This window comes from Telmatospirillum sp. J64-1 (assembly GCF_006980715.1).
Taxonomy (GTDB): Bacteria; Pseudomonadota; Alphaproteobacteria; order Rhodospirillales; family Magnetospirillaceae; genus Oleiliquidispirillum; species Oleiliquidispirillum nitrogeniifigens.
The window spans coordinates 21665-47209 of record NZ_SBHN01000010.1; the positions used below are offsets into that span (position 1 = coordinate 21665).

Genomic DNA, 25545 nt, shown 5'->3' on the forward strand with positions numbered 1-25545 from the left:
CAAGACACGAAGGCACCAAGGAAGGGTTCCCTAGGGCGCGCGGCGGAGTGATGCGCCCTCTTGGTGTTCCCTCCAATCTCCTCCAGGCATTAAAGGTCAGAGAATGAAGCGGCGGATGCCGTGCTTGATTTGGGGGACGCCGAAGTTGATCAGCAGGCCGAGGCGGAGGCCGGTCAGCTTGAGATAGGTCAGCAACTGCGCTTCGAAGAGGCGATTATGCATCTCGGCGGCCTTGATCTCGACGATCAGGGCATCCTCCACCAGAAGATCGACACGAAAGCCAGCTTCGATACGCAGGCCGTCATAGAAGACCGGCACGCCGACTTGGCGCGCTACCTTCAGACTGCGTTTGCCGAGTTCGTGGCAGAGGCAGGTCTCGTAGACGGATTCGAGGAGGCCGGGGCCGAGCGCCGTATGCACCTTGAAGGCCGCATCGACAACCTGGCGGGCCAAGGTATCGAGTTCGGCGCTGACCGGCTCTCTTGGAGCCTTCGTGTCTTGGTGGCTCATCCCGTCGTCGCTCCTTCACGCCATGTCTCCGAGGCACCAAGGAATTGTATTCCTAGGAGCCGAGGCGGAACGCTTTGTCTTCTTTGTGCCTTGGTGTCTTTGTGGTTCCTCTTCTCTGCCATCACAGCGCGAAAACACCAATAAATTGTTCTCGGAGGTGCCGACAGGACAATTCTCCCGCCTGTCTTGAAGGATGGGATGTCGTCATTGCCGCACGGCAAGAACGCTCCGGCAAGGCGGGGCGTTTCTGCTATAAGGGAGGGAGGACGAAGAGAGGTTGGGTATGTCGGAGACGAAGACCGTTCATGTGCGGATCGAAGGGCGGGTGCAGGGTGTGTGGTATCGCGCCTGGACCGTGGGCGAGGCCCGCAAGCTGGGGCTGTCCGGTTGGGTGCGGAATCGCAGCGACGGCAGTGTCGAGGCCCTGTTCCAAGGCAGTTCCGCCGCTGTCGATGCCATGCTGGCGGCATGCCGGGAGGGGCCGCCTGCCGCCCGGGTCAGCGCCGTGACCGTCAATCCCGCCGAAGCTTACGACGGCACGGATTTCGAACAGCGGGCGACGGTCTAAGGTTTCCCTTGCCTTACTGATGCAGCGCCCGGCCGTTCTGGGCGCGGAGCCGGCAGTTCAGGGAATCCAGTTCCTCGGTCGGGCCGGCGACGCGGACGCAGTTGCGGCCCGAGCGCTTGGCGGAATAGAGCATCTGGTCCGCCGTCTCGATGCTTTCCTCGACCGAACTCCCCGGGTCCAGTTGGCAGACGCCGATGGAGACGGTGATCGTGGTGCGGCGGCCGTCCTCGAAGGTGACGGGCAGGCGGCCCATCAGGCCGCGCAAGCGGTCGAGCACCCGGCGTGCGGTGGCCGCGTCGGTATTGGGCAGGCAGAACAGGAATTCCTCGCCGCCATAGCGATAGACCATGTCGTAGGGCCGCAGGCGGCGCATGAAGAAGCGGGCGGCGAGGCTGAGGACCTTGTCGCCGGCGCGGTGGCCATAGGTGTCGTTGACGTTCTTGAAGAAGTCGATGTCGGCCAGGGCGATGCAGCAGGGCTGGCCGGTGCGCATGGCCCGGGTCCATTCCCGGCGCAGGTCGCGCATCATGCCCTGGCGGTTCCGCACGCTGGTCAGCGGGTCCGTCTCGGCCAGGATCTGGCGGGCCAGGGCCTGCAGGTCGCGCAGGGCCGCCTGATAGCCCTCGACCGATCCCATGAAGGCCAGATAGTCGCCCGCTTCGATCCGCCCGCCCTTCAGGCTGACCAGGCGCAGCGCCTCCACATGCTTGTCCAGCCTGCGGTGCGCCGCCTTCAGCCGGTTCCAGGCCTGGCGGCGGCCATGCGGGATGCCGCCTTCCAATGCCGTGCCCACCCAGTCCTCGACGGCTTGCGGCAGGGCGTCGAGCGGTCGCAGCGGGATGCAGTGGAACATCAGGGCGCAATGGATTTGCTTCAGCCACGCCAGATGTTCGTTCGACACCTTCTCCAGATACTGGATCGCCAGCTGGGTGTTGACCGGTTTCACGCTTCCTCTCTTTCGACGGCAGTGGGCAGGCAGGCCGCTGTCTTCATGAGAGGAGTATCCCATGAAATCCACATGCGCCGTCCGTCAATAAAGAGATAAAGGAAAGGCGAGCCGGACTAACCCCTCTGGGGGAGGGGTTCGCCGGATGCACCGGGACATCTAATGGATAGGAAAACTTTTACGCAGAATCTTAACATTTTTTACTTTTGAAGGGGCGAGGCGAAAGGCGAAAAGCCGAACATCGAAAGAGGGGGCGGAAAGATTACTCGCAGGCCCGTTCCTGCACGGTGCCGAAAACCTCGTCGAAGGCCGCGATCAGGGCGCAATCGACCTCTTCCATGGTCGGCGTCAGCCCCAGGTCCCACAGCGAGGTGACGCCATGGGCGCTGATGCCGCAGGGCACGATGCCGGAGAAATGCTCCAGATCGGGTTCCACGTTGATGGCGATGCCATGGAAGGTCACCCAGCGCCGCACGCGCACGCCGATGGCGGCGATCTTGTCCTCGCGCCCACCCTCGCGCACCACCCAGATGCCGACGCGGCCCTCGCGCCGTTCGCCCTTGACGTTGAAGCGGGCGAGCGCCCGGATCACCCATTCCTCCAGATCGTGGACGAAGCAGCGGATATCGGCGCCGCGCTGCTTGAGGTCGAGCATCACATAGGCCACGCGCTGGCCCGGCCCGTGATAGGTGTACTGGCCGCCGCGTCCGGTGGCATAGACCGGAAAACGGTTGGGCGTCAGCAGATCGGAGGACTGGGCGCTGGTCCCGGCGGTGTAGAGGGGAGGATGTTCCAGCAGCCAGATGCATTCCGGCGCGCCCTCGTCGCGGATGGCCTTGACCCGCTTTTCCATGGCCTCGATGGCCTCGGGATAGGGGACCAGGCTATCGCTGACCTGCCATTCCACAGAAGTTTTCATTTCTTGCAACACCACGCTTGATCTGCACCTGCCAATTTGCTATTTCCCCTGGACCTCGAAGGCAAGCAGTTTGAACGGCGAGCCTAATCGATATGCGGTCGTGGCGGAATTGGTAGACGCGCAGCGTTGAGGTCGCTGTGGGGTAACTCCCGTGGAAGTTCGAGTCTTCTCGACCGCACCAACGATTAAAAGGCCCGTAGGCGGATGCTGCGGGCCTTTTCGTTTGTCTTTCACTCGGCGGCTTCAGACCGTCGTGCTAGTCTCCGAGCCCATCACCTGACAGGGGAGGTCGCGGCCATGTCCGATGAGCTGCGCGACAATGCGCTTGAGTATCACCGTTTTCCCACGCCCGGTAAGATCAGTGTCGTCGCCACCAAGCCGATGACGACCCAGCGCGACCTTGCGCTGGCCTACAGCCCGGGTGTCGCGGCTGCCTGCGAAGCCATCGTCGCCGACCCCAAGGAAGCCGCCAGCGTTACCTCGCGCGGCAATCTGGTGGGGGTGATCTCCAACGGCACCGCCGTCCTCGGCCTGGGGAATATCGGCCCGCTGGCGTCGAAGCCGGTAATGGAGGGCAAGGGCGTCCTGTTCAAGAAATTCGCCGGCATCGACGTCTTCGACATCGAGATCGACGAAACGGACCCGGACAAGCTGGTCGATATCATCGCCAGCCTGGAACCGACCTTCGGCGGTATCAATCTCGAAGATATCAAGGCCCCCGAATGCTTCGAGGTCGAGCGGCGCCTGAAGGAACGCATGAACATCCCGGTCATGCATGACGACCAGCACGGTACGGCCATCGTCGTCGGCGCGGCCGTCTACAATGCCATGCGCGTGGTGGGCAAGAAGCTCGACGAGATCAAGCTGGTCGCTGCCGGTGCCGGCGCCGCCGCCCTGGCCTGCCTCAATCTGCTGATCGCGCTCGGCGTCAAGCGCGAGAACATCACCGTCTGCGACATCGTCGGCGTGGTCTACAAGGGCCGCACCGAGCTGATGGACGAGTACAAGGAAGCCTTCGCCCAGGAAACCGAAGGCCGTGTGCTGGCCGACGTGATCGAAGGCGCCGACGTCTTCCTGGGCCTGTCGGCCCCGCGCGTCCTGTCCGTCGAGATGGTGCGCAAGATGGCCGACAAGCCGGTCATCATGGCCCTGGCCAACCCGACCCCGGAAATCATGCCCGAGGAAGTGCGGGAGGTGCGTCCCGACGCCATCATCGCCACCGGGCGGTCGGACTATCCCAACCAGGTCAACAACGTCCTGGTCTTCCCCTATATCTTCCGCGGCGCGCTGGATGTCGGCGCGACGGCGATCAACGAGGAAATGAAGCTGGCCGCCGTCAAGGCGCTGGCCGAACTGGCCTTCTCGCCGCCCGACGACCGCGTTTCCTCGGTCTATGGCGGCCAGCAATTGCGCCTGGGGCCGGATTATGTGATCCCCAAGCCCTTCGATCCGCGCCTGATCCTGGCAATCGCTCCGGCCGTGGCCAAGGCGGCCATGGATACCGGCGTGGCGACCCTGCCCATCGAGGACTTCGCCGCCTATAAGGAGCGCCTGGGCCAGTTCGTCTTCCGCTCTGGCCTGGTGATGAAGCCGGTCTTCGAGCAGGCGCGCCAGGACCGCAAGCGCATCGTCTATGCCGATGGCGAAAGCCGCCGCGTGCTGCACGCCACCCAGACCGTGGTCACCGAAGGCCTGGCCTATCCCATCCTGGTCGGCCGCCGCGAAGTGGTCGCCAAGCGCATCGCCGATCTGGACCTGAACCTGCGCATCGGCGAGGATTTCGAACTGGTCGATCCCCAGGACGATCCGCGCTTCAACGAATATTGGCGCCTGTACTACTCGATCATGGCCCGCCAGGGCGTGTCGCCCGACTATGCCCGCACGGTGGTCCGCACCCGCAATACGGTCATCGCCGCGCTGATGCTGAGAAGGGGCGAGGCCGACGCCATGCTCTGCGGTACGATCGGCCGTTACGACCGTCAGCTCAGCCACGTCCTGGACGTGATCGGGCTGAAGGAGGGGGTGAAGGCGCCTTCGGCCATGAACCTTCTCATCCTGCAGAAGGGCACCTATTTCCTGTGCGACACCTATGTCACGCCGGAACCGACCCCGCAGCAGATGTGCGAAATGACCCTCATGGCTGCCGAAGAAGTGCGGCGTTTCGGGATCGTGCCGAAGGTCGCCCTGCTGTCCCATGCCAATTTCGGCAACCGCCAGACGGCCTCGGCCCAGCGCGTGCGCGAGGCCCTGGGCCTGATTCGCCAAGCCGATCCGAACCTGGAAATCGACGGCGAAATGCATGCCGACGCGGCCCTGTCCGAGGAGATCCGCAAACGCATCTTCCCCGATTCGACGCTGAAGGGGCAGGCCAACCTGCTGGTCATGCCGACGCTGGATGCCGCCAACATCGCCTTCAACCTGCTGAAGGTGCTGGGGGACGGCACCTCGGTCGGTCCGATCCTGATGGGGGTGGACAAGCCGGCCCATATCCTGACGCCTTCGGTGACCGTGCGCGGCATCGTCAACATGACGGCTCTTGCCGCCGTGGATGCGCAGATGCATCAAGCCGGCAAGGACTGAGCCCTTGGAGCAGCGGGAAGGCCAACAGCACGAAACGCAGCAGCAGGAAGACTTCTACGGTCTTTCGCATGAATGCGTGGTCGCCGTCTCCGACGCCCTGGAGCGCGGAGATCCGGAAAGCGCGCGCCAATTGGCCTTGCCGCTGCATTATTCCGATGCGGCGGACCTTTTCGAGCGTCTCAGTCCCGAAGAGCGCCGCCAGCTTGTCGAGGCCCTGCGTCCCGATTTCGAGCCCGAGATCCTGATCGAGCTCGACGAGACCCTGCGCGACGAGATCATCGATTATCTGGGCTTCGCCAATCTGGCCAATGCCATCCAGGAGCTGGATTCGGACGATGCCGTCTGGCTGCTGGACCAGTTGGACGAGGAGGAGCAGCGGCGGGTCCTCGAGTCGCTGCCGCCCGATACCCAGACCATCCTGCTCCAGGGCCTCGCCTACCCGGAATATTCCGCCGGGCGTCTGATGGCGCGCGAACTGGTGGCCGTGCCCGCCTATTGGACGGTGGGCGAGACCATCGACTATCTGCGCGCCAGCCAGCAGGTCCCGGACGAGTTCTACGATATCTTCGTGGTCGATCCGCGCCACCGCCCGGTGGGCAAGATCGGACTGGCGAAGCTGGTGCGGGCCCGCCGCCCGGTCCGCCTGCGCGAGATCATGGAGGGCGACCTGCCTACCGTCGGCGTCACCACCGACCAGGAGGAAGTGGCCTTCCTGTTCCGCCAGCAGGACTTGGTTTCGGCCCCGGTGGTCGATCCCGCCGGGCGGCTGGTGGGTGTGATCACCATTGACGACGTGGTGGACGTCATCGACGAGGAAGCCGCCGACGACATGCTGCGGCTGGCCGGTGTCGGCGATACCGACCTGTTCGCGCCGGCGACCACCACGGCCATGCGGCGCATCCGCTGGCTGGTGATCACCTTGTGCAATACCATCCTTGCCTCCTATGTGATTTCCCATTTCGAGGCGACTATCGAACAGATCGTCGCCCTGGCCGTCCTGATGCCCATCGTCGCCGCCATGGGCGGCAATGCCGGCATGCAGGTGGTGACGGTCACCGTGCGGGCCCTGGCGACCAAGGAACTGGGGCACGGCAATGTAGGGCGGGTGGTGGCCAAGGAACTGGCCGTCGGCGGCATGAACGGCCTGGTCTTCGCGGCCATCATGGGAAGCATCGCCTTCCTGTGGTTCGGGCGGATGGACCTGGGCATGGTCCTGGCCGCTGCCATGATCTTCAACATGCTTTGGGCGGGCATGGCGGGAACGGTGATTCCGCTGACGCTGAACCGCCTGAAGATCGACCCGGCCCTGGCTGCCGGGCCCTTCCTCACCACCACCACGGATGTGCTGGGCTTCTTCGCCTTCCTGGGCTTGGCGACCCTGTTCCTGGTCTAGGGGCGGGGGAGCCCCGGGCCATCATGGGCAAGACCTATTCCATCGCCGATCTGGCACGGGAATTCGGCATCACCACGCGGACCATCCGCTTCTATGAGGATCAGGGCCTGCTTTCCCCGCGCCGCGAGGGGCAGAAGCGCCTCTATTCCGCGCGCGACCGGGTGCGGCTGAAGCTGATCATGCGCGGCAAGCGGCTGGGTTTCTCGCTGGGCGAATGCAGGGAAGTCCTCGACCTCTATGACGCCGAGCAAGGCGGCGAGACGGAACAATTGCGCCTGGTCGTCGCCAAGATCCAGGCGCGCCGCCAGGCCCTGCGCCAGCAATTGGAGGATATCGCCGTCATCCTGGCGGAGTTGGATAGCCTGGAAAGGCAGTGCACCGACCTCCTGGCGCAGAAGGACGGGAAATAGGACTTCGAGAGAGGCCGAAGACGGCTTCTATACCTTCTCCTGTGCCTCCTGTGCCGCCCTCTTGAGGCGGATCAGGGGGACGATGCGGCGGTCGAACAGGTCGGAATTGACAATGATCTTGGTGATCTCGGTGCTGCCCTTGATCGAGCCCCGATGCTTCATCTCGAAATAATCGCTGACCAGGCCGCGCACGGCGTCGGCGGCCTGCGGCGTCTGGAAGGGGCCGTCGAAGAAGGCGGAGCCCAGCCCGTTCTTCATCCATAGCCCTTCCAGGATGGCATTGGCCTCGACGAAGCTCAGGCATTCCCGGCCTTCGCGGTTGATCATGGTCAGGGCGTCCATCATCTCCCAGGTGGTGAAGCCGAGATAGCGCTTGGTGAAGATCTGGACCTGATCGATCAGGTCCGTCTTCTCCTGGCCTTCCGTCTGCCGGATCAGGCGGGCCCATTGGCCGAAAGCGTCGATGATGTTCTCGTCCCGCTCGAACATGGTCGAGAACTTCATGCCCATGATCTTGCGCATGGCGCCGATATCGGTCTCGAAGCGGCGCCCCTTCAGCTTCGACTTGCCCGCTTTCACGCGCTGGGCGTTGATCTTGTCGGTGATGTCGCGCTTTTCCCAGCGTCCCAGCGCCCGGATCATTTCCGGCGTCTTCAGGTCGAGGAAGCACTCGCCCAGGTCCCGGAACTGCTCGACGCATTGGAAGGAATCGATGACGGCGGTGATGAAGTCGGGCTGCCAGTCGAGGATCAGCGCGAAGTCGCCGAGCAGCAGCTTGCGCAGCTCGCGCACATGGAAGGCCTTGAAGTGGCGCAGGGCGGCCAGATAATCCTCGTTCTTGGCCGACATGATCTCGGCGAAGCGGCGGCCCAGGCCGCGCTGCAATTCGTCGATCGCCAGCGAATCCATCGAGGCCAGCATGCGCATGCGCGGCAGCGAGGTGCGGTCCTGGGCGAATTTGCTCAGCTTCTCCAGCGCCTTGGGATTCTCGGCGAAGATATGGGTCATGGCGCGGTGCAGGAAATACTGCTCGACCGCCTGGAGGCTCATGCCGCAGGCCCCTAGCAGGCTGCGCTTGTCGTTATAGGCCAGGGGCTTGGTGCCGGCTTTGGGAATGATGCGGGTCAGGCCGCTCTGCCAAGCCGCCTCGAACAGGGTTAGGCCGCGTTCGATGGCGCGATGGTCCCGCAGCACCGCCTCGAAATCCTGCCCGGCCAGGACGCGCTGCTCGGGCGGGATGGTGGCTTCTTCCAGGGCTTGCAGAGAGGGATAGATATTCCGTGCGACGCGCAGGATGCGGGCCTCGCGCAGACGGCGCAGGCGCAGGGCCTGCGACCGGCCGAAACGGCGCAGGAATCCGGGGAGAAGGCGCAGGAAAACGCCATCGCCGGACATTTCGTCGAAAGCAATTTCCAGGGGATGCGCCATCAGTCTTGGGCAGCGGAGGGGATCACCATGGAGGCAGTCTGCTGCGCCTGAACGTAAAGATCAAGATTCTGTCGCCTTACGTTTACGTAAACGTCAATATAGACTGGAGGTGGGTCAAAAAGGCGGGGGAAATCTCCATCTGAAAGAAAACAGGCAGGCGAGGGAGTCCCGGAATGCGCATTCCCATGTTGAATTTCGATATCGGCGAAAATGCCCAGATGCTGCGCGAGTCGGTGCAGCGCTTCGCCCAGGCCGAAATCGCCCCCCGTGCCGCCGAGATCGACCGGGTGAACGATTTTCCCGCCGATCTGTGGCGCAAGATGGGCGATCTCGGCGTGCTGGGCATTACCGCGCCCGAGGAATATGGCGGGGCGGCCATGGGCTATCTGGAACATGTCATCGCCATGGAGGAGATCAGCCGCGCCTCGGCGTCGGTGGGGCTGTCCTATGGCGCTCATTCCAATCTCTGCGTCAACCAGATCAGCCGTCACGGCACGCCCGCGCAGAAGGAGCGCTACCTGCCCAAGCTGATCGGCGGCGAGCATGTGGGCGCCCTGGCCATGTCGGAACCCGATGCCGGGTCGGATGTGGTGTCGATGAAGCTGCGCGCCGAGCGCAAGGGCGACCGCTATGTGCTGAACGGCACCAAGATGTGGATTACCAACGGTCCCGATGCCGACACGCTGGTGGTCTATGCCAAGACGGACCCCCAGGCCGGGCCGCGCGGCATCACCGCCTTCATCGTCGAGAAGGGCATGGCGGGTTTCTCGGTGGCGCAGAAGCTGGACAAGCTGGGCATGCGCGGCTCGAACACCGGCGAATTGGTCTTCGCCGATTGCGAGGTGCCCGCCGAGAATGTGCTGGGGCGGGAAGGGCAGGGCGTCAACGTCCTGATGAGCGGCCTGGACTTCGAGCGTGCCGTCCTGGCCGGCGGGCCGCTGGGAATCATGCAGGCCTGCCTCGACGTGGTGCTGCCCTATGTCCATGAACGCCGCCAGTTCGGCCAGCCCATCGGCGAATTCCAGCTGATGCAGGGCAAGCTGGCGGACATGTACACCACGCTGAGCGCCTGCCGCGCCTATGTCTATGCCGTCGCCAAGGCCTGCGACCGGGGCGAAACCACCCGCAAGGACGCCGCCGGGGCGATCCTCTATGCGGCGGAGAAGGCCACCTGGATGGCGCTGGAGGCGATCCAATGCCTGGGCGGCAACGGCTATATCAACGACATGCCCACCGGCCGCCTGCTGCGCGACGCGAAGCTCTACGAAATCGGCGCGGGCACCAGCGAAATCCGCCGCATGCTGATCGGGCGGGAATTGTTCAAGGAAACGGCGTGAGTGCGGGATCTCATGGGCTCCCGCTTTCGCGGGAGTGACGAGGAAAATAGTTTGACGATACTCAAAGGCCCGCTGGAAAGCTGGCCTTTTTCGTTCCGTCCTTTCCGCGTTCCTTTGATAAGTTTTATTTAAGAGACACAGATGAACACGGATCGACACAGATGGGATTTGGAATCGGAATGAGCTTTGGGTTTCTGAAAATCCTCCTCCTCTTCTCCCGAAAAAAACCGGGAAGGTGATTACTTTCATCTGTGTCTATCTGTGTTCATCTGTGTCTTGTTTTACCTTCCCTCCGCCTGTTTCCGTACCGAGGGGCTGGAACGACAGGTATCTGCAACAAAGTGCCCCCGTTCGCCTGCGCGCTTGGGTATCCGATCGGTGCGTCGGGGGCACGGATCGTGGTGACGCTGCTTGCGGCGCTGGAGAAATACGGTATGAAACGGGGTGTTGCATCACTCTGCATTGGGGGTGGCGAAGCCACAGCCATTGCACTCGAAAGGATCGAATAGCAGAAATGACCCGCCGTCTCATCTCCTCCGGCTCGCCCTTCGAAGAAGTCGCGGGCTATTCCCGCGCCGTGGTCCAGGGCGACTGGGTCTTCGTCGCCGGTACCAGCGGCTTCGCCAATGGCGAGATCGCCGACAGCGTGGAAGAGCAGGCCGAACAGGCCTTCGCCACCATCGCCGCTGCCTTGGAACAGGCCGGCGCCAGCCTGGCCGATGTCGTCCGCACCGTGGTCTACATCACCGAAGCCGGAGATTTCCAGAAGGTCGCCCCCATCTGCGGCAAGCATTTCAAGGGCATCAAGCCCGCCAATACCACCGTCGTCTGCGGTCTCGTCGATCCTCGCATGAAGGTCGAGATCGAAGTCACCGCGCTGAAGCGCCAGGGCTGACCGGGCAGGTTTTCCGGACGGAATGCTTTATGATCGCCGGGAGGAAGGGATAGTCTCTCCCGGCGATGTTACAGAGGACGGAGCCCATGGTGGATCCCTTGAAGCGCCTGGTCGCCGGCGCACGCGCCTTCCAGGCCGTCTACTACCAGCAGCGGCCGGAACGTATCCGCAGCCTGATCCAGTCGGGGCAGCGGCCCGAAGTGATGGTCATCGCCTGTTCCGATTCCCGCGTCGATCCCGCTATCCTGATGAATGTGGAGCCGGGGGAATTGTTCGTGGTGCGCAACGTCGCCAATCTGGTGCCGCCCTACCAGCCCGACGGCTCCTATCACGGCACCTCGGCGGCGCTGGAATTCGGAGTGCGCGACCTGAAGGTCAGGCATGTGATTGTGTTGGGCCATTCGCGCTGCGGCGGCATCAACGCCTTGGTCAACAACATGGAGGCGGTTTCGCGCGAGCGCGACTTCATCGCGCCCTGGATGTCGATCCTGCGGGATGGCTGCACCGAATGCACCGACGGCCATAACCGGCTGGCCGAGATGAAGGGGATCCGCATTTCCATGGACAACCTGTTGACCTTCCCTTGGCTGGCCGAGATGGTGGAGGAAGGCAAGATCTCGCTCCACGGCTGGTATTGGGAACTGGATGAAGGGATGCTGTGGGGCTACGACCGCTTCACCGAGGAGTTCACGCCCCTGCTGTAAGGCGTGGGCTTCATTACATCGCAGGGAGGAAACAGAATGGCTCAAGCCATCGATTTCTATTTCGACTTCTCGTCCCCCTATGGCTATTTCGCCTCGCATCGGATCGACGAGATCGCGGCGCGCCACGGCCGGTCGGTCGCTTGGCGCCCCTTCATGATCGGTGCGGCCTTCAAGAGCACCGGACAGGTTCCGTTGCTGAACCAGCCCATGCGCGGCACCTATGCCCTGCATGACTGGAACCGGCTGGCGCGGCGCTGGAAGGTGCCGTTCAAGATGGCCGAGCCCTTTCCCTTCATCGCCCTGGCCGCCAGCCGGGGCTTTTACTGGATCGCCTCGACCGATCCCGACCGCGCCAAGGCCTTCGCCAAGCGCGTCTATCACGCCGCTTTCGGCGAGGGGCGGCCCATGGACAAGCCCGAAGTCGTCGTTCCCGAGGCCGAGGCCCTGGGCATCGCCCGCGATGACTTCCTGGCCGCTGTCACCGCCCCGGTCTGGAAGGATAGGCTGAAGGCGGAAACCGAGCGGGCCTTGGAGCGCGGCGCCTATGGCTCGCCCTTCTTCTTCGTCGACGACGAGCCGTTCTGGGGGAATGACCGGCTGGAAGAGATCGAGCGCTGGCTGGAAACCGGCGGCTGGTAACGCTTCTCCGGGTACTGCTGCGGAAGTTTCCCGTTTCGGGAATGCATGGAAGCGGATATAACGGATGCCTCACCCAAAGTGGGGAGGGGCATTGTGGTAAGGCGAATTTCCGCCTGGAGGGAAGCTGACGCTCCATGACCGGCTATAACCTGGAACGCTTGAACTTCCTGGTCGTCGACGACAACAAGCACATGCGTGCATTGGTGAAGACGATCCTGCACGCCTTGGGGTCCAAGAATGTGTTGGAAGCCGCCGATGGCGCCGACGCGTTCAAGGAATTGCGCCATTTCCCCGCCGATATCATCATCTGCGACTGGAACATGTCGCCGCTCGACGGGCTGGACTTCGTCCGGCTGGTGCGGACCGGCAAGGACAGCCCCAATCCCTTCGCCGCCATCATCATGCTGACCGGCCATACGGAAATGCACCGGGTGGTCGAGGCCCGCGATGCCGGCGTGCATGAATTCCTGGCCAAGCCCATCTCGGCCAAGGGGCTCTATTCCCGCATCCGTTCGATCATCGAGAAGCCGCGTCCCTTCATCCGCACGGCGACCTATTTCGGCCCCGACCGCCGCCGCAAGGAAATGGATTACAAGGGCCGCGAGCGCCGCAAGAACAGCGCCGCCGCCGCCTCGACGCCGGCCGCCGAGAGTTCCAGCCAGGAAACCGGGCTGACCCAGGCCGAACTGGACGCCCTGTTCGGCTGAGCAGCGAGCCGGTCGCGTCCGGCTCTTCCGGCGCCCAGGGCTGCAGGCTTGCGTTGGTGCGGAAAAGCCGCGATAACATTCGGGTTATATGGGAGACCAGCCTGACATGAGCGGCGACGAACACGAGATCATCCGGCCCCCGAATACCTTGAAGAGCAAGGTGACCTACGGCCCGGGCGGCGTCGATCTGGACGCCCTGGAAAAGGCCGAGGCGGTCATCGCGGGGCTCAAGGGCAGCTACCTGGAATGGGTGCAGGACGACCTGGTCAAGCTTCAGGAGGTCTATGACCGGGCGCTGGCCGGGCAGGGCGATCCGCGGGATAATCTGCGCGAGATCTTCCGCATCGCCCACGACATCAAGGGCCAGGGCGGCAGCTTCGACTATCACCTGATGACCCAGGTTGGGAACCATCTCTGTCGCTTCATCGAAGCGGCGGAGGAATTGGTCGTCACCGGCAAGTCCGAACTGGCCGTGGTCAAGGTCCATCTCGATGCCCTGCGCTTGATCATCGCCGAACGCCGCGAAGGCGATGGCGGCGCCGAAGGCCAGAAGATGGTCGCCGGTCTCGCCTTGGTGGTGGAAAAGTACCTCAAGCGCAAGAAGGCCGCCGAAGAGGGCTGAACAGGCCTTCTTGTTCTGCTCAACAAAAAAGCCCTGCTTCAACCGAAGCAGGGCTTTTTCTTGTCAGGGGCCGAGCCGGTCAGGCGGCGGGGCGGACCAACTGGCAGCTTTGCTTGTCGCTTTCCAGCAGCTTGCAGGCGGCGCGGGCCTGGTCCTCGGTGATGCCGATGACGCGGGCGCGGAAGAGGGTGGCGCCGCCGGTGGTGACGGGAATCACCGAGGCGCGGCCATTGGCGATGGTTTCGCCCAGGCGGCGGACGGCGGCGTTGACCGCGTTGTTGGCCGGGTCGTATTGCGAGAAGGCGCCGACCTGGATGCCCCAGGAGCTTTCGTCGGCATCGCCGATGCCGAGAATGTTCTCGTTGGCGGCCGCGACGGCGGCGGGCTGGGGCGTCTTGAGGTCGGCCAAGGCGGGCTTCAGGCCGATCTGCGCGGCCACGGTGGCCGAGGCCAGGGGGTCGTCCTTGCGCGGCGCGGAGACCATTTCCATCCGTTCGACGCCGCGCAGGCGGGCGAAGCCCTCGTCGAGCAGGCGGGCCATGGCCTTGTCGCGGCTCTGGGCGGTCTGGCCGCCGAAGATCACGCCGATCACGCGCCGTCCGTCGCGCACGGCCGAGGACATGAGGTTGAAGCCGGAGGCATGGATATAGCCGGTCTTGATGCCGTCGGCGCCTTCATAGTTCAGCATCAGGCGGTTGTGGCTCTGATAGGAGCGGCCCTGGTACTGGAACGAGCGGCTGGAGAAGAAATGGTAGTATTTGCCGTGGTCGCGGATCAGGGCGCGGGCCAGGGTCGCCATGTCGCGCGCCGTGCTCTTCTGCTGGGCGTTGGGCAGGCCCGAGGCGTTGCGGAAGGTGGTGCGGCGCATGCCCAGCTCGCGGGCGCGCTTGGTCATCATCTCGGCGAACTTGGCTTCGGTGCCGCCCAGCGCCTCGGCGGCGACCACCGCCATGTCGTTGGCGGAACGGGTGACCAGCGAGCCGATCAGGTCCTGCACGGCGATGGTTTCGCCCGGATTGAGCCCCAGCTTCGACGGCACCATGCCGGCGGCGTGACGCGAGACCGTCAGCCGCTGGTTGAGCTTCAACTGCCCCTTGTCCAAAGCATCGAACAGCAAATAAAGCGTCATGACCTTCGTCAGCGAAGCCGGGAAGATCGGAGTATCGGGATTGGACGCCGACAACACCTCGCCGGTTTCGTAATCCATAACCAGATGTGCATATTGAGGCCGGGATTGAGCCTGCGCCTGAGGCAGGGCGACCGACAGGAAAATCGTCGCGGCCATCAAGAATATGGCAATCAGTTTGGATACGGCGGCCATCGGATCAAGCATAGAATCGCCTTGGGCTCGTCGAAGTGTCGGACCTAGGGGTGGAAAGAAAGAAATGTTCCTGGAAATCAAGGGTAAGATAGAGAAAATCCCGTTGGGTGTCCACATCGCTTCCGTTCCTGCGGGCTGTTTTCCGGATATGACCGCCCGGCAAGGAAGCCTCGAATTATCTAGCCCATCAGGCCTGGCCCGTTATTCTCGAACTTGGCCGGAAGCAGGGGATTTACGCCCATGAAAACCTACGAATTTCTTAAAAATGTCACTTTCGGCGTCGTCTTGTCCGCTTTGGCGGCCGGCTGTACCTACCAGCCCGGGATGGACGATCCCGTCAGCCGGCGCGTGACTTGGTTCACCTTCGTGCAGGGCAACGATATCCGCGATGCCTGCGGTGCCGGCCAGCCCGACCGCTACCGGGTGATATACAACGGAGACTATGAAGAACAGGTTAGGGTCTACGAGATCGGCCGCGAGGGGCCGCGGCGCCTGATCCAGGAAGTGCGCGGCGGCGGTGTCGACCTGAGCGAGGGCTGGACCACCGGCGACCTGATGGGGCCGTGGCGCGGCACCCGCGAGGTGGTCGAACTGAGCGACGCACAATATGCCACGCTGATTTCCGCCTTCGCCGAAAGCGGCATGTTCGCGCCGCCGCCGGTGGGGCTGCATCTGGAAAGCGAGCGGCATTTCTGGACGGCCGCCGCCTGCCACCAGGGTCAGTATCATTTCACCGCCTGGCTCTACCCCTCCGAACGCTACGAGCGCATGACGCTCGACGCGGCCCTGCTGGCGCTGGACGTCACCGGCGTCGCCTTCCGTCCGCCGCAAGCCACCGTTCCGGCCTGGATGCGGGAGACGCCGCAGGACTCGCGGGTCCTGTTCACTTTGACGGTGGGGACCAACGGATTGGCCGGTATTCCTTGAGGGAAAGGAGATAACCCTATTCCGTATGGGGGATGCCCTATATCTTAATGCTGCATTGCACCATTCTCCTTGACGGAGAAGGGACTTTGCGAGCATGCTCCGTTGCGCTGCAACGCAGCATTGCAGGAGACCGGCCGTCAGCTCGTGTGCTTGGCGGCTGCGTGGGTTCCTGAGGCCGACCAGAGCGAAGACCAAGGAGCGCTTTCAATGACCACCGCCAAAGCCAAGACCCCTGTCGAGACTCCCACCCCCGATGCCGTCGCCACCGCGCAGCAGGCCGTGGCCCAAGTCACCAAGCAGATGGAAGAGGTGGTCGCAGCCAGCCGCCAGTCCTTCGACAACCTGATTCAGTCCTCGCCCTTCAAGAGCTACGAGGACATGATCCAGTTCAGCCGCGACAACATGGAAGCCGTTTCCAAGTCCGGCAGCATCCTCGCCAAGGGCCTGCAGGACCTGAGCAAGACCATGGTCGGCATGACCCAGGCCAATATCGAGGAGAGCGTCTCCGCCTCCAAGCAGATGATGAGCGCGAAGACCCTCAAGGAATTGATGGACCTGCAGAGCAGCCTGGCCAAGAACAGCATCGACAAGCTGCTGGCCGAAAGCACCAAGCTCTCGGAAATGAGCACCAAGCTCGCCGAGGAAGCCCTTGCTCCGATCAACAGCCGCGTCAGCGCCGTTACCGAGAAGCTCTATCAGCGCTGATTGGCGGCGAGAACACAAACACTGGTTTGTGTAAGGCCGGCTTAGGCCTAGAATGGCCCGGAAGCATCCGCTTCCGGGCCATTCGTCTTTTTGCCGTTCCGTTGGTCTTCCGGCTCTGCCTGTTCGGCTGTAGGACCGAAGATCTGTCAATCCCGCAAAGAGGGGACTTTTCCACCTCCGCCGGAACCCAATATGATAAGCGTGTTCCGATTAGCGACACCGAGCGTCTGAAGCCTATGAGCGATAACGAGCCTGATAAAAGAAACGAGGACGGTACGAATACTGGCGTGGTCATCAAGACTCGCCCGAAAACGAAGAAGCCGTCCATGTACAAAGTTCTCATGTTGAATGACGACTACACGCCTATGGAGTTCGTCGTTCACGTGCTCGAACGCTTCTTTGGCAAGAACCGTGACGAGGCGACGCAGATCATGCTGCACGTCCATCAGCGCGGAGTCGGAGTTTGCGGCGTGTACACATACGAAGTGGCGGAGACGAAGGTGACCCAGGTCATGGACCTGGCGCGCCAGAATCAGCATCCGCTTCAGTGCACCATAGAAAAGGAATAGCTGCCTATGCTGTCGCGTAACCTCGAACAAAGCCTCCACCGCGCTCTGGCGCTGGCTAGTGAGCGTCACCACGAATACGCGACCCTTGAGCATCTGCTCCTCGCACTCACCGAGGACCAGGACGCGATGGCCGTGTTGCGTGCGTGCAACGTCGACCTCGATCGCTTACGACGGGACCTCACCGATTTCATCGACAGCGGCCTGTCCGACCTGGTCTCGGCCCGCGCCACCGATCCCAAGCCCACGGCGGGCTTTCAACGGGTCGTCCAACGCGCCGCCATCCATGTCCAGTCGTCCGGGCGCGAAGAGGTTACCGGCGCCAACGTGATTGTCGCCCTGTTCTCCGAACGCGAGTCGCATGCGGTCTATTTCCTGCAGCTGCAGGACATGACCAGGCTCGATGCGGTCAACTATATCTCTCACGGCATCGCCAAGACCCCCGGGCGCAGCCAGTCCCGGCCTGTCCACGGTGCCGACGAGGATGCACAGGCGGAGAAGGTCGTGAAGAAAGGCCATGAAGCACTGAGCGCCTACTGCATCAACCTCAACAAGAAGGCGCAGCAGGGAAAGATCGATCCCCTTATCGGCCGTGACCATGAGGTGGAGCGTACCATCCAGATCCTCTGCCGCCGCTCGAAGAACAACCCGCTTTATGTGGGCGAGCCGGGCGTCGGCAAGACCGCCATCGCGGAGGGCCTGGCGCGCCGCATCGTCAACGGCGAAGTGCCCGAGGTGCTGAAGAACGCCACCATCTTCTCCCTCGACATGGGCGCGCTGTTGGCCGGCACCCGCTATCGCGGCGATTTCGAGGAACGCCTGAAGGCGGTCGTCTCGGAACTGGAATCCTATGAAGGTGCGGTCCTGTTCATCGACGAGATCCATACGGTGATCGGCGCCGGGGCGACCTCGGGCGGCTCGATGGATGCCTCGAACCTGCTCAAGCCGGCCTTGGCATCGGGTTCCCTGCGCTGCGTCGGCTCGACCACCTACAAGGAATACCGCAACTACTTCGAGAAGGACCGCGCCTTGGTCCGCCGCTTCCAGAAGATCGACGTCAACGAGCCGTCGATCGACGATGCGGTGAAGATCCTGCACGGCCTGAAGCCCTATTACGAGAAGCACCACAACGTCAAATACACGGTCGATGCCATCCGCGCGGCGGTGGAACTGTCGGCCAAGTATATCGGTGACCGCAAGCTTCCCGATAAGGCCATCGACGTGATCGACGAGGTCGGCGCGGCCCGCATGCTGCTGCCCGAAAGCAAGCGCCGCAAGACCGTGACCGTGCGCGACGTGGAAGACATCGTGGCGAAGATCGCCCGCATTCCTCCCAAGAGCGTCTCGGCCAACGACATGGATGCGCTGAAGAACCTGGAACGCGACCTGAAGACCATGGTCTTCGGCCAGAACAAGGCCATCGAGGCCCTGTCCAGCGCCATCAAGCTGTCCCGTGCCGGCCTGCGCGAGCCCGAGAAGCCGATCGGCTGCTACCTGTTCTCCGGTCCGACCGGCGTCGGCAAGACCGAAGTGGCCCGCCAGCTCGCCCGGATCATGGGCATCGAACTGGTCCGCTTCGACATGTCGGAATACATGGAGCGCCACTCCGTCTCGCGCCTGATCGGCGCGCCGCCGGGCTATGTGGGCTTCGACCAGGGCGGCATGCTGACCGATGCCATCGACCAGCATCCCCATGCGGTGCTGCTGCTCGACGAAATCGAGAAGGCCCATCCCGACCTGTTCAACATCCTGCTGCAGGTGATGGACCACGGCAAGCTGACCGACCATAACGGCAAGAATGTCGACTTCCGCAACGTCATCCTGATCATGACGACCAATGCGGGCGCGGCGGAACTTGCCAAGCCGGCCATCGGCTTCGAGCGCGAAACCCGCGAAGGCGACGATAAGGAGGCGGTGGAACGCATGTTCACGCCCGAATTCCGCAACCGTCTGGACGCCATCATCCCCTTCGGCAACCTGACGCAGGAAATCGTCAGCCGGGTGGTGGACAAGTTCATCATGCAGCTGGAAACCCAGCTCGGCGACCGCGACGTGCAGATCGAGCTGACCGACGAGGCCCGCGGCTGGCTGGCGACCAAGGGCTACGACCGCGCCTATGGCGCCCGCCCGCTGGGCCGCGTGATCCAGGAACACATCAAGAAGCCGCTGGCGGAAGAGCTGCTGTTCGGCCGTCTGGCCAATGGCGGCATCGTCAAGGTGCGGGTCGAGAACGGCGCCCTGGCCTTCGAATACATGGAAGGCGGCACCCGCCGTCACGAACCGGAAATGGTCGAATAGCCAGCTTGACCGCATATCCATGACATCAGACCCTGACAGGGCGCCGGTCCGGACCGGCGCCCTTTTTCTTTGACCCTCTTTTTCTTTGACGATGACGGGAAGGAAAGAAGGCGATGATGTGCCTCGACGGCCTGCGCGTGCTTGACCTCAGCATCTATATTCCCGGCCCCTTCGCCACGCTGATGCTGTCCGACCTGGGGGCGGAGGTGGTCAAGATCGAAGCCCCGGCGGGCGATCCCCTGCGCGGCCAGCCGCCTTTCGATTCCGACGGGGTCTCGCCTTTTTACAAGCTGCTCAACCGCAACAAGCAGGTGGTGACGCTGGACCTGAAGTCCGAGGCGGGCAAGGCCGCCCTGGAGGAACTGGTGCGCGGGGCCGACGTGCTGCTGGAAAGTTTCCGTCCCGGCGTGCTGGAACGGCTGGGCTTCGGCGCCGCACGCCTGCGGGAGATCAATCCCCGGCTGGTCCATTGCGCCATGTCGGGATACGGCCAGACGGGGCCGTTCCGTCTGCGTTCGGGTCATGACCTGACCTATATCGCGCTGTCGGGCGGGCTGGCGCTGACGGGGCCGCGCGAGCGTCCGATGATGAATTTCCCGCCCTTGGCCGACCATGCCGGGGCCATGCAGGCCCTGGTCGCCATCCTGGCCGCGCTGGTGCGCCGGGGCGTGACGGGGCAGGGGGGCAGCATCGATGTCAGCCTGTTCGAAGCCGCCTTGGCCTGGCAATACATGCCGCTGACCCTGGGGCGGCGCCCCGGCGAGGCGGTGACCCGCGAAGGCGATTTGCTCAACGGTGCCGCCGCCTGGTATCGGATCTATCGCACCAAGGACGGCCGCTTCGCCGCCTTCGCCCCCATGGAGGAGAAGTTCTGGGCCGCCTTCTGCAAGGCCGTCGAACGCCCCGACCTGCTGCCCCGCCATGCCGATCCCTTCCCCCAGACCGCCCTGATCGCCGAGCTGGAGGAGATATTCGCCGGTCGCAGCCTCCAGGAATGGGACGACCTGCTGGGCCCGGCGGATTGCTGCTTCGAGCCGGTGATCGATCCCGCCGACGTCCCCGACCATCCCCATGTGCGGGAACGCGGTCTGGTCAAGGTGGCCGACGGCCCCGATCCCTTCGCGGAAATCCTGCTGCCCGCCCTGTTCGATTCCCAGCCCCCGCCGCCGCGCCGTCCGATGGAAAAGGTGGCGGTCGAGACGGTGCTGGCGGCGTGGGGGAAGCCCTCGGTCCCCGGGGGGCTTCCGCGCGATAGCCGAAGAGAATCATGACAAAGATGTCTTAGTTTCGCAAATCTGACCTTGACTCGAAAATGAGGAGAGCGTAGCCCTAGACTAAGCTTCTACATGGAGGGCCACCGATGACCTTATCCCACCTGTCCGAAAACGATCTTGCTCCCGCTCTGACGCGGTTTTCCGATGCCGAGAGGGACCGGCGGTGGCGCCAGATCAGATGGCGGATGGACTTGGCGGGCCTGGATGCCCTGCTTGTCTGGGGCAACGAATCGAAATGGCAGGCGGGTCTTGCCAACAATCGCTATATCTCCGGCCGCGTCGCGCCGGGCTGCCTGCTGTTCCCGCTTGATGGCGACCCGGTCATCTGGTCCGGTTTTCCGCATGACGTGACGCCCTGGGGGGCGCTGGCCGGGGGATGGATCGGCGATGTGCGCGCCGGTCAGCAGACCACCCAGGATATCGTGAAGACGCTGAAGGACCGCGGATACCAGAATGCCGCCATCGGCATTGTCGGCTTCGGCGAAACCCGCCCGCGCGTGATCCCCGAGGTGGTGCCCTATCAGCAATTCTCGACCATCCGCGATCATCTGCCCAATGCCCGTTTCGTCGAGGCCGGCTGGCTGCTGGAACAGACCCGCATGATCAAGGGCGAGGAAGAGATCGCCATGCTGCGGCGTTCGGCGGAACTCGCCAATGCCATGGCCCAGGCCATGGTCGAGACCGCCCGTCCCGGCGTGCGCGAATACGAGGTCTTCGCCAACATGCTCCATGCCTCGCTGAGCGCCGGGGGCGAAGAGGAGATGATCTGGATGAGCTCGGGCGCCTTTCCGCCGCCCCATGGCAAGCGTCCGCCGGCGACCGACCGGCGCCTGGAAGCGGGCGACATCGTCATCTGCGAATATCACGCCCGCTTCGAAGGCTATCTGACGGGCGCCGAAGTCTCCGTCTCGCTGGGCGAGCCGCGCAAGGAATTCGCCGAGATCCATCGCGTCTGCGTCGAATCCCAGAAGGCCGGGATCGCCGGCATGCAGCTCGGCCGTCCCTTCTCCGACGCCGTTCTCGGCTTCCGCAAGCCGATCATCGATGCCGGCTTCGGCTCGGTCGAATGCGGGCTGCATGGCCATGGCCTGGCTTCGCCCGAATTCCCCAGCACCATGTATGGCGGCAGCGCCGGTGCCTGGGAGGAACACGCCTATGCGCGCATTCCGACGCTGGAGTTCCAGGAGAACATGGTCTTCGCCACGGCGTCCGATGTCTACAATCCCAATTGGAAGAAGGATACCGGCCTGATGCTCGGCCGTACCATCCTGATCACCAAGGACGGCCCCGAGGAACTGACCGGGCTGCCCCTGTCCCCGGAAATGATCGTGGTCTGACAAGAAAAAGGCCGCGGCGGAACATCGGGTTCCGCTGCGGCGCTTTGTTTGTGCGGTGCCGTCTCATTTTCTCCAGGCAGGAGACCGTACCGCATGCCGCTCTCCCTTCCTTCAGGGAGAGCGGCATTTTTCCGCCTTCGGCTCAGTTCTCTTCCCGCAGGGAGACGATCAGTTCATAGGTCTTCTCAATATGCTCGCGGGTCAGTTCGCAAGCCAGCTCCGTCTTCCGGTTGATGATGGCATCGACCAGCGCGGCATGTTCGGTGTCCGCATCGCGGGGATTGCCGCCCGTCAGGCGCCGATATCTTTCCGTCAGGTCGAAGGTGACGAGCCAGAAATCCATGAGGATGTCGTTGGTGGCCGCCGCGACGAGCGAGCGGTGGAAGGCTTTGTGGCAGGCCAGCCAGTTGTCGAGCTGCTCGGTCGGCTCCTGAACGATGGGCGTCTTGGACAGAACATGAAAATTGGAGATGATGTTGGCTTCCCACATGGCATCGCCATTGGCGATGGCATCGCGCAGCAGGATCTCCTCCAGCGCCAGCCGGGCGCCGACCGCCTGGGCCAGGTCCTGTTTCGACACGGGGGCGACGCGGAAGCCCTTGTGACCTTCCCGCACGACAAGTCCATCGGCGGCCAGCCGCATCAGCGCCTCGCGCAGGGGGCTGAAGCCGACGTCGTAGATCTCCTTCAGGGATTCCAAGGTCAGGCGCGCGCCCGGTTCGAACCGGCAGCGCAGCAGATCGGCGCGCAGCTTGCCCAGAACCTCTTCGGTCAGCGTCTTCGGCGCTACGGAAAGGCCCACGGGCATCTGACTTCCTCGTGCTCCAAGCATCAAACCCCACTCCTGTCACGGCGGCTCCTCCCCGGAGCCGTCTGTATTCTAGACGCCGCTTGGTGCAGTCCAAGACGGAAATTCGCGTCTACATCGCATTCCGCGCAAGCGCGGCCTGCCGACGAAAACCCAGTGAAACAACGGCAATGCGATGACGGGATGTCTATCGCACTGAGACAAAGAATTAAATCAGAAAAGGAACTTAGGATGCCTAGTAACTCCAAAGTGAAGCCGTCAGTGCTCGTCCTGTCCCTCGGCGGCACGATCACCATGATGCCCTCGGCGGAAAAGGGCATCGTGCCGACCCTGACCGCCGCCGATCTCGTCCGTTCCGTCGAGGGGCTGGACAGGCTGGCCGCCATCACGGCGGATTCGCCCTTCCAGTTGCCGGGCGCTTCCCTGACCCTCGACATCCTGTCGCGGGTCGCGGAGATGCTGGAAAAGGCGTTGGCGTCCGGTGAATATGACGGCGCCGTGGTGGTGCAGGGGACGGATACGATCGAGGAGACGGCCTTCGTCCTCGACCATCTGGTGCGTTCGTCCCGGCCGGTGGTGGTCACCGGCGCCATGCGCGGGGCCTCCAGCCCGGGCGCGGACGGACCCGCGAATATTTTGGCAGCCGTGGCGGTGGCCGCAAGTGGGGCAGCAGGCGGGCGGGGCACGCTGGTGGTCCTGAACGACGAGATCCATGCCGCCCGCTTCGTCCGCAAGGGGGATACGGGCCTGACCTCGGCCTTCCAATCGTCTCCGCTGGGAGCGGTCGGCTGCGTCACGGAAGGACGGGTGACGTTCCACGTGCCGCCCTTCCGCAAGGCAGCCTTGCCGGAGGGGATGGCAGCGGCCTGTCCGCCGGTCGCCTTGCTGACCATCGGCCTGGGGGACCAGGGGGAATTGCTCGATGCGTTGCCGTCCCTGGGATTCGGCGGGGCGGTCGTCGCCGCGATGGGGGCGGGCCATGTCCCGCAGGTGCTGGCCCCGAAGATCGAAGCCCTGGCGGCACGGATGCCCGTGGTGCTGTCCTCACGCGTCATGGCCGGTCCGGTCTTCACCAATACCTATGGCTTCGCCGGTTCGGAAACGGACCTGATTGCCAAGGGGGCGATCCCGGCGGGCGACCTCGGCCCGGTGAAGGCGCGCCTGCTGCTGCAATTGCTGCTGGGGCGCGGCCTTGGCGTGAACGAAATTCGCGAACATTTCCTCTCTGCCTGATCCAGGACGTTCTGGCACCCGTCCTTATTTCGCAGAAAAACTGGGCCGCTCATGATTGGGCGGCCCGGTCTTTTTTGTGCTTATGCGCTTTGTTCCTTTCTGGCGGCTACATGAAGCCGGGCAGCCATAGGACCAGCATCGGGAATGCCAGTATCAGTCCGACCAGCACCGCGTCGCAGAAGAGGTAAGGCAAGGCGGCGGTGGCGACCTGGTAGAGCGTGGTGCCTTTCGGTGATACGCCTAGCATGATGTAAAGCAACAGCCCGAAGGGCGGCGTCGTCTGGCTCATCTCGAGCGCGAGAAGCATGAAGATCGCGAACCAGGCCGGATCGACCCCGAAGGTCAGGGCCAGCGGGAAGAAGACCGGCACCGAGATCAGCATCATGGACACCGGGTCCATGAACATGCCGAGCAGAAGCAGGACCGCGAACATCGCCAGCAGGACGACGGTGACCGGAATGTCGAAGCCGGTCACCCAGCCGATCATTCCCGAGCTGGCGCCCGAGAAGGCCAGGAGCTGGCTGAACACGTTCGAGTTCATGATGATGAAGAACACCATGCCGGCGACCTTCACCGTCGACAGCAGGGACTCGAACAGGACCTTGAAGGTCAGTACACGGAAAAGCGCGGCCAGGATCAGCACGCCCAGCACGCCGAAAGCGGCGGCTTCGGTCGGCGTGGCGATGCCGAAGATGATGAAGCCGACGACCATGGCGACCACCACGCCCATGGGCAGCACGCTCATCACCAGGCCGAGGAGCTTCTCGCGAAGCGGCGTCGGTTCCAGGTCGTAGGGCGGGGCGCAGGAGGGATCGCGCCAGACCTGCAGCGAGATCATGCCGACATAGAGCAGGGCCAGCAGTAGGCCGGGAATGATGCCCGCGATCAGCAGGCGGCCGACATCGACCCCGGCGATGCTGGCCAGCAGCACGCCCAGCGTCGAAGGCGGAATCAACATGGCGAGGCCGCCGGTGCCGAGGATCGGGCCGATGGACATTTTCTTGGCATAGCCCCGGCGTTCCATTTCCGGAACCAGCAGCGATCCCAGCATGGCGGTATTGGCCATGCTCGACCCGGTCAGGGTCGAGAAGGTGGTGCCGCCGGCCACGGTCAGGAAGCAGAGGCGGCCGGGGATGCGGCCGAACAGCTTGTCCAAGGCGTCAAAGACGCGGACGGCCAGGCCGGAATAGAAGAACAGCGACCCCATGAGGATGAACATGGGCACGGGGACGAGTTGGAAGCTCGTGATCAGCACCGTCGAATTGTCGACGGCCTGCAGCAATCCGTTGAAGCTGCCGATGAAGAAGAGGGTGCCGATGACGTTGGTGGCCATGAAGGCGATGGCGACGGGAACGCCCAGCGCCATCAGGCAGACCACGGTGCCGATGAGGAGGCCTCCGGCTGCGTACCATTCCATC

At 63.5% G+C, this 25545-nt stretch carries 24 protein-coding genes, 1 tRNA gene and 1 pseudogene; 19 read left to right on the plus strand and 7 right to left on the minus strand.

The genetic code is table 11. The features are described from left to right. Positions 1–96: 96 nt before the first annotated feature. Positions 97–510 (minus strand): GxxExxY protein, encoded by a 414-nt coding sequence (locus EPD66_RS11045; protein WP_142848567.1) that lies wholly within the window; start codon positions 508–510, stop codon positions 97–99. Between the two features lie 283 nt (positions 511–793). On the opposite strand from EPD66_RS11045, the gene EPD66_RS11050 reads away from it, so the two are divergent. Beyond that, entirely contained in the window at positions 794–1078 is a 285-nt protein-coding gene (locus EPD66_RS11050; RefSeq protein ID WP_142848568.1) for an acylphosphatase, read from the plus strand. 13 nt (positions 1079–1091) lie between these two features. Here the strand turns inward: EPD66_RS11050 and EPD66_RS11055 are convergent, their stop codons facing one another. Beyond that, the gene (locus EPD66_RS11055; protein ID WP_185961362.1) at positions 1092–2024 is read right to left on the minus strand and encodes a diguanylate cyclase; all 933 of its coding nucleotides are present in this window, start codon (positions 2022–2024) and stop codon (positions 1092–1094) included. A gap of 262 nt (positions 2025–2286) precedes the next feature. Next, positions 2287–2943, minus strand: coding sequence for a lipoyl(octanoyl) transferase LipB (gene lipB, locus EPD66_RS11060; RefSeq protein WP_142848570.1), 657 nt, complete (start codon positions 2941–2943; stop codon positions 2287–2289). A gap of 94 nt (positions 2944–3037) precedes the next feature. On the opposite strand from lipB, the gene EPD66_RS11065 reads away from it, so the two are divergent. The 4 genes from EPD66_RS11065 to EPD66_RS11080 all read left to right on the plus strand — a co-directional run bounded on the left by EPD66_RS11065 (position 3038) and on the right by EPD66_RS11080 (position 7326). Next, positions 3038–3124, plus strand: a tRNA-Leu gene (locus tag EPD66_RS11065). A 116-nt stretch (positions 3125–3240) separates the two neighbouring features. After that, on the plus strand, positions 3241–5523 hold the full coding sequence (locus tag EPD66_RS11070; RefSeq protein WP_142848571.1) for an NADP-dependent malic enzyme: 2283 nt from the start codon (positions 3241–3243) through the stop codon (positions 5521–5523). Between the two features lie 4 nt (positions 5524–5527). Then, complete coding sequence (gene mgtE / locus EPD66_RS11075; protein ID WP_255448448.1) at positions 5528–6916, plus strand: magnesium transporter; 1389 nt, start codon at positions 5528–5530, stop codon at positions 6914–6916. Between the two features lie 23 nt (positions 6917–6939). Continuing rightward, the gene (locus EPD66_RS11080) at positions 6940–7326 is read left to right on the plus strand and encodes a MerR family DNA-binding transcriptional regulator (RefSeq protein WP_142848573.1); all 387 of its coding nucleotides are present in this window, start codon (positions 6940–6942) and stop codon (positions 7324–7326) included. A gap of 27 nt (positions 7327–7353) precedes the next feature. On the opposite strand, the gene EPD66_RS11085 is transcribed toward EPD66_RS11080, so the two are convergent. Further along, entirely contained in the window at positions 7354–8754 is a 1401-nt protein-coding gene (locus EPD66_RS11085; RefSeq protein ID WP_142848574.1) for a hypothetical protein, read from the minus strand. A 173-nt stretch (positions 8755–8927) separates the two neighbouring features. Here EPD66_RS11085 and EPD66_RS11090 point away from each other — a divergent pair, with 173 nt between their 5' ends. The 7 genes and pseudogenes from EPD66_RS11090 (at position 8928) to EPD66_RS11120 (ending at position 13658) form a co-directional block, all read left to right on the plus strand. Further along, the gene (locus EPD66_RS11090) at positions 8928–10091 is read left to right on the plus strand and encodes an isovaleryl-CoA dehydrogenase (RefSeq protein ID WP_142848575.1); all 1164 of its coding nucleotides are present in this window, start codon (positions 8928–8930) and stop codon (positions 10089–10091) included. A 353-nt stretch (positions 10092–10444) separates the two neighbouring features. After that, a pseudogene (locus tag EPD66_RS11095) lies at positions 10445–10600 on the plus strand (acetyl-CoA C-acetyltransferase); the annotation flags it as partial. Positions 10601–10605: 5 nt separating this feature from the next. Then, on the plus strand, positions 10606–10986 hold the full coding sequence (locus EPD66_RS11100) for a RidA family protein (RefSeq protein ID WP_142848576.1): 381 nt from the start codon (positions 10606–10608) through the stop codon (positions 10984–10986). An 86-nt stretch (positions 10987–11072) separates the two neighbouring features. Further along, positions 11073–11690 (plus strand): carbonic anhydrase, encoded by a 618-nt coding sequence (locus EPD66_RS11105; RefSeq protein ID WP_142848577.1) that lies wholly within the window; start codon positions 11073–11075, stop codon positions 11688–11690. Positions 11691–11726: 36 nt separating this feature from the next. Then, entirely contained in the window at positions 11727–12329 is a 603-nt protein-coding gene (locus EPD66_RS11110; protein WP_142848578.1) for a 2-hydroxychromene-2-carboxylate isomerase, read from the plus strand. Positions 12330–12463: 134 nt separating this feature from the next. Continuing rightward, positions 12464–13036 (plus strand): response regulator, encoded by a 573-nt coding sequence (locus EPD66_RS11115; protein WP_142848579.1) that lies wholly within the window; start codon positions 12464–12466, stop codon positions 13034–13036. A gap of 106 nt (positions 13037–13142) precedes the next feature. Then, a complete protein-coding gene (locus EPD66_RS11120) occupies positions 13143–13658 on the plus strand; it encodes an Hpt domain-containing protein (protein ID WP_142848580.1) in 516 nt (171 codons plus the stop codon). A gap of 79 nt (positions 13659–13737) precedes the next feature. Here the strand turns inward: EPD66_RS11120 and EPD66_RS11125 are convergent, their stop codons facing one another. Continuing rightward, complete coding sequence (locus tag EPD66_RS11125) at positions 13738–14943, minus strand: D-alanyl-D-alanine carboxypeptidase (protein ID WP_255448449.1); 1206 nt, start codon at positions 14941–14943, stop codon at positions 13738–13740. Positions 14944–15219: 276 nt separating this feature from the next. Here EPD66_RS11125 and EPD66_RS11130 point away from each other — a divergent pair, with 276 nt between their 5' ends. The 6 genes from EPD66_RS11130 (at position 15220) to EPD66_RS11155 (ending at position 22086) form a co-directional block, all read left to right on the plus strand. Next, complete coding sequence (locus tag EPD66_RS11130) at positions 15220–15906, plus strand: hypothetical protein (protein WP_142848581.1); 687 nt, start codon at positions 15220–15222, stop codon at positions 15904–15906. Positions 15907–16113: 207 nt separating this feature from the next. Beyond that, positions 16114–16611, plus strand: coding sequence for a phasin family protein (locus tag EPD66_RS11135; protein WP_142848582.1), 498 nt, complete (start codon positions 16114–16116; stop codon positions 16609–16611). A 236-nt stretch (positions 16612–16847) separates the two neighbouring features. Continuing rightward, positions 16848–17180: an ATP-dependent Clp protease adapter ClpS gene (gene clpS / locus EPD66_RS11140; RefSeq protein WP_142848583.1), complete on the plus strand. Its 333-nt coding sequence runs from the start codon at positions 16848–16850 to the stop codon at positions 17178–17180. A gap of 6 nt (positions 17181–17186) precedes the next feature. Then, positions 17187–19475 carry an ATP-dependent Clp protease ATP-binding subunit ClpA gene (gene clpA / locus EPD66_RS11145; RefSeq protein ID WP_142848584.1) on the plus strand — a complete coding sequence of 763 codons (2289 nt, stop codon included), beginning with the start codon at positions 17187–17189 and terminating at the stop codon, positions 19473–19475. 113 nt (positions 19476–19588) lie between these two features. Then, entirely contained in the window at positions 19589–20746 is a 1158-nt protein-coding gene (locus tag EPD66_RS11150; protein ID WP_142848585.1) for a CaiB/BaiF CoA-transferase family protein, read from the plus strand. 89 nt (positions 20747–20835) lie between these two features. Further along, complete coding sequence (locus EPD66_RS11155; RefSeq protein WP_142848586.1) at positions 20836–22086, plus strand: Xaa-Pro peptidase family protein; 1251 nt, start codon at positions 20836–20838, stop codon at positions 22084–22086. 142 nt (positions 22087–22228) lie between these two features. On the opposite strand, the gene EPD66_RS11160 is transcribed toward EPD66_RS11155, so the two are convergent. Beyond that, positions 22229–22894 carry a GntR family transcriptional regulator gene (locus tag EPD66_RS11160; protein WP_185961364.1) on the minus strand — a complete coding sequence of 222 codons (666 nt, stop codon included), beginning with the start codon at positions 22892–22894 and terminating at the stop codon, positions 22229–22231. A gap of 261 nt (positions 22895–23155) precedes the next feature. Between EPD66_RS11160 and EPD66_RS11165 the strand changes: the two genes are divergently transcribed. After that, positions 23156–24127 carry an asparaginase gene (locus tag EPD66_RS11165; RefSeq protein ID WP_221930960.1) on the plus strand — a complete coding sequence of 324 codons (972 nt, stop codon included), beginning with the start codon at positions 23156–23158 and terminating at the stop codon, positions 24125–24127. Positions 24128–24233: 106 nt separating this feature from the next. On the opposite strand, the gene EPD66_RS11170 is transcribed toward EPD66_RS11165, so the two are convergent. Continuing rightward, a complete protein-coding gene (locus tag EPD66_RS11170) occupies positions 24234–25544 on the minus strand; it encodes a TRAP transporter large permease (RefSeq protein ID WP_142848589.1) in 1311 nt (436 codons plus the stop codon). Position 25545: the final 1 nt, after the last annotated feature.

Excerpts from the sequence above, each read along its gene's own strand:
- clpS (WP_142848583.1), top strand. The coding sequence starts at position 16,848 with ATGAGCGATAACGAGCCTGATAAAAGAAACGAGGACGGTACGAATACT.
- EPD66_RS11160 (WP_185961364.1), bottom strand. The coding sequence starts at position 22,894 with ATGCCCGTGGGCCTTTCCGTAGCGCCGAAGACGCTGACCGAAGAGGTT.
- EPD66_RS11120 (WP_142848580.1), top strand. The coding sequence starts at position 13,143 with ATGAGCGGCGACGAACACGAGATCATCCGGCCCCCGAATACCTTGAAG.
- EPD66_RS11125 (WP_255448449.1), bottom strand. The coding sequence starts at position 14,943 with ATGGCCGCGACGATTTTCCTGTCGGTCGCCCTGCCTCAGGCGCAGGCT.
- lipB (WP_142848570.1), bottom strand. The coding sequence starts at position 2,943 with ATGAAAACTTCTGTGGAATGGCAGGTCAGCGATAGCCTGGTCCCCTAT.
- EPD66_RS11100 (WP_142848576.1), top strand. The coding sequence starts at position 10,606 with ATGACCCGCCGTCTCATCTCCTCCGGCTCGCCCTTCGAAGAAGTCGCG.
- EPD66_RS11110 (WP_142848578.1), top strand. The coding sequence starts at position 11,727 with ATGGCTCAAGCCATCGATTTCTATTTCGACTTCTCGTCCCCCTATGGC.
- EPD66_RS11105 (WP_142848577.1), top strand. The coding sequence starts at position 11,073 with ATGGTGGATCCCTTGAAGCGCCTGGTCGCCGGCGCACGCGCCTTCCAG.
- EPD66_RS11045 (WP_142848567.1), bottom strand. The coding sequence starts at position 510 with ATGAGCCACCAAGACACGAAGGCTCCAAGAGAGCCGGTCAGCGCCGAA.
- EPD66_RS11130 (WP_142848581.1), top strand. The coding sequence starts at position 15,220 with ATGAAAACCTACGAATTTCTTAAAAATGTCACTTTCGGCGTCGTCTTG.
- EPD66_RS11070 (WP_142848571.1), top strand. The coding sequence starts at position 3,241 with ATGTCCGATGAGCTGCGCGACAATGCGCTTGAGTATCACCGTTTTCCC.
- clpA (WP_142848584.1), top strand. The coding sequence starts at position 17,187 with ATGCTGTCGCGTAACCTCGAACAAAGCCTCCACCGCGCTCTGGCGCTG.
- EPD66_RS11150 (WP_142848585.1), top strand. The coding sequence starts at position 19,589 with ATGATGTGCCTCGACGGCCTGCGCGTGCTTGACCTCAGCATCTATATT.
- EPD66_RS11155 (WP_142848586.1), top strand. The coding sequence starts at position 20,836 with ATGACCTTATCCCACCTGTCCGAAAACGATCTTGCTCCCGCTCTGACG.
- EPD66_RS11115 (WP_142848579.1), top strand. The coding sequence starts at position 12,464 with ATGACCGGCTATAACCTGGAACGCTTGAACTTCCTGGTCGTCGACGAC.
- EPD66_RS11080 (WP_142848573.1), top strand. The coding sequence starts at position 6,940 with ATGGGCAAGACCTATTCCATCGCCGATCTGGCACGGGAATTCGGCATC.
- EPD66_RS11090 (WP_142848575.1), top strand. The coding sequence starts at position 8,928 with ATGCGCATTCCCATGTTGAATTTCGATATCGGCGAAAATGCCCAGATG.
- EPD66_RS11050 (WP_142848568.1), top strand. The coding sequence starts at position 794 with ATGTCGGAGACGAAGACCGTTCATGTGCGGATCGAAGGGCGGGTGCAG.
- EPD66_RS11085 (WP_142848574.1), bottom strand. The coding sequence starts at position 8,754 with ATGGCGCATCCCCTGGAAATTGCTTTCGACGAAATGTCCGGCGATGGC.
- EPD66_RS11135 (WP_142848582.1), top strand. The coding sequence starts at position 16,114 with ATGACCACCGCCAAAGCCAAGACCCCTGTCGAGACTCCCACCCCCGAT.
- EPD66_RS11170 (WP_142848589.1), bottom strand. The coding sequence starts at position 25,544 with ATGGAATGGTACGCAGCCGGAGGCCTCCTCATCGGCACCGTGGTCTGC.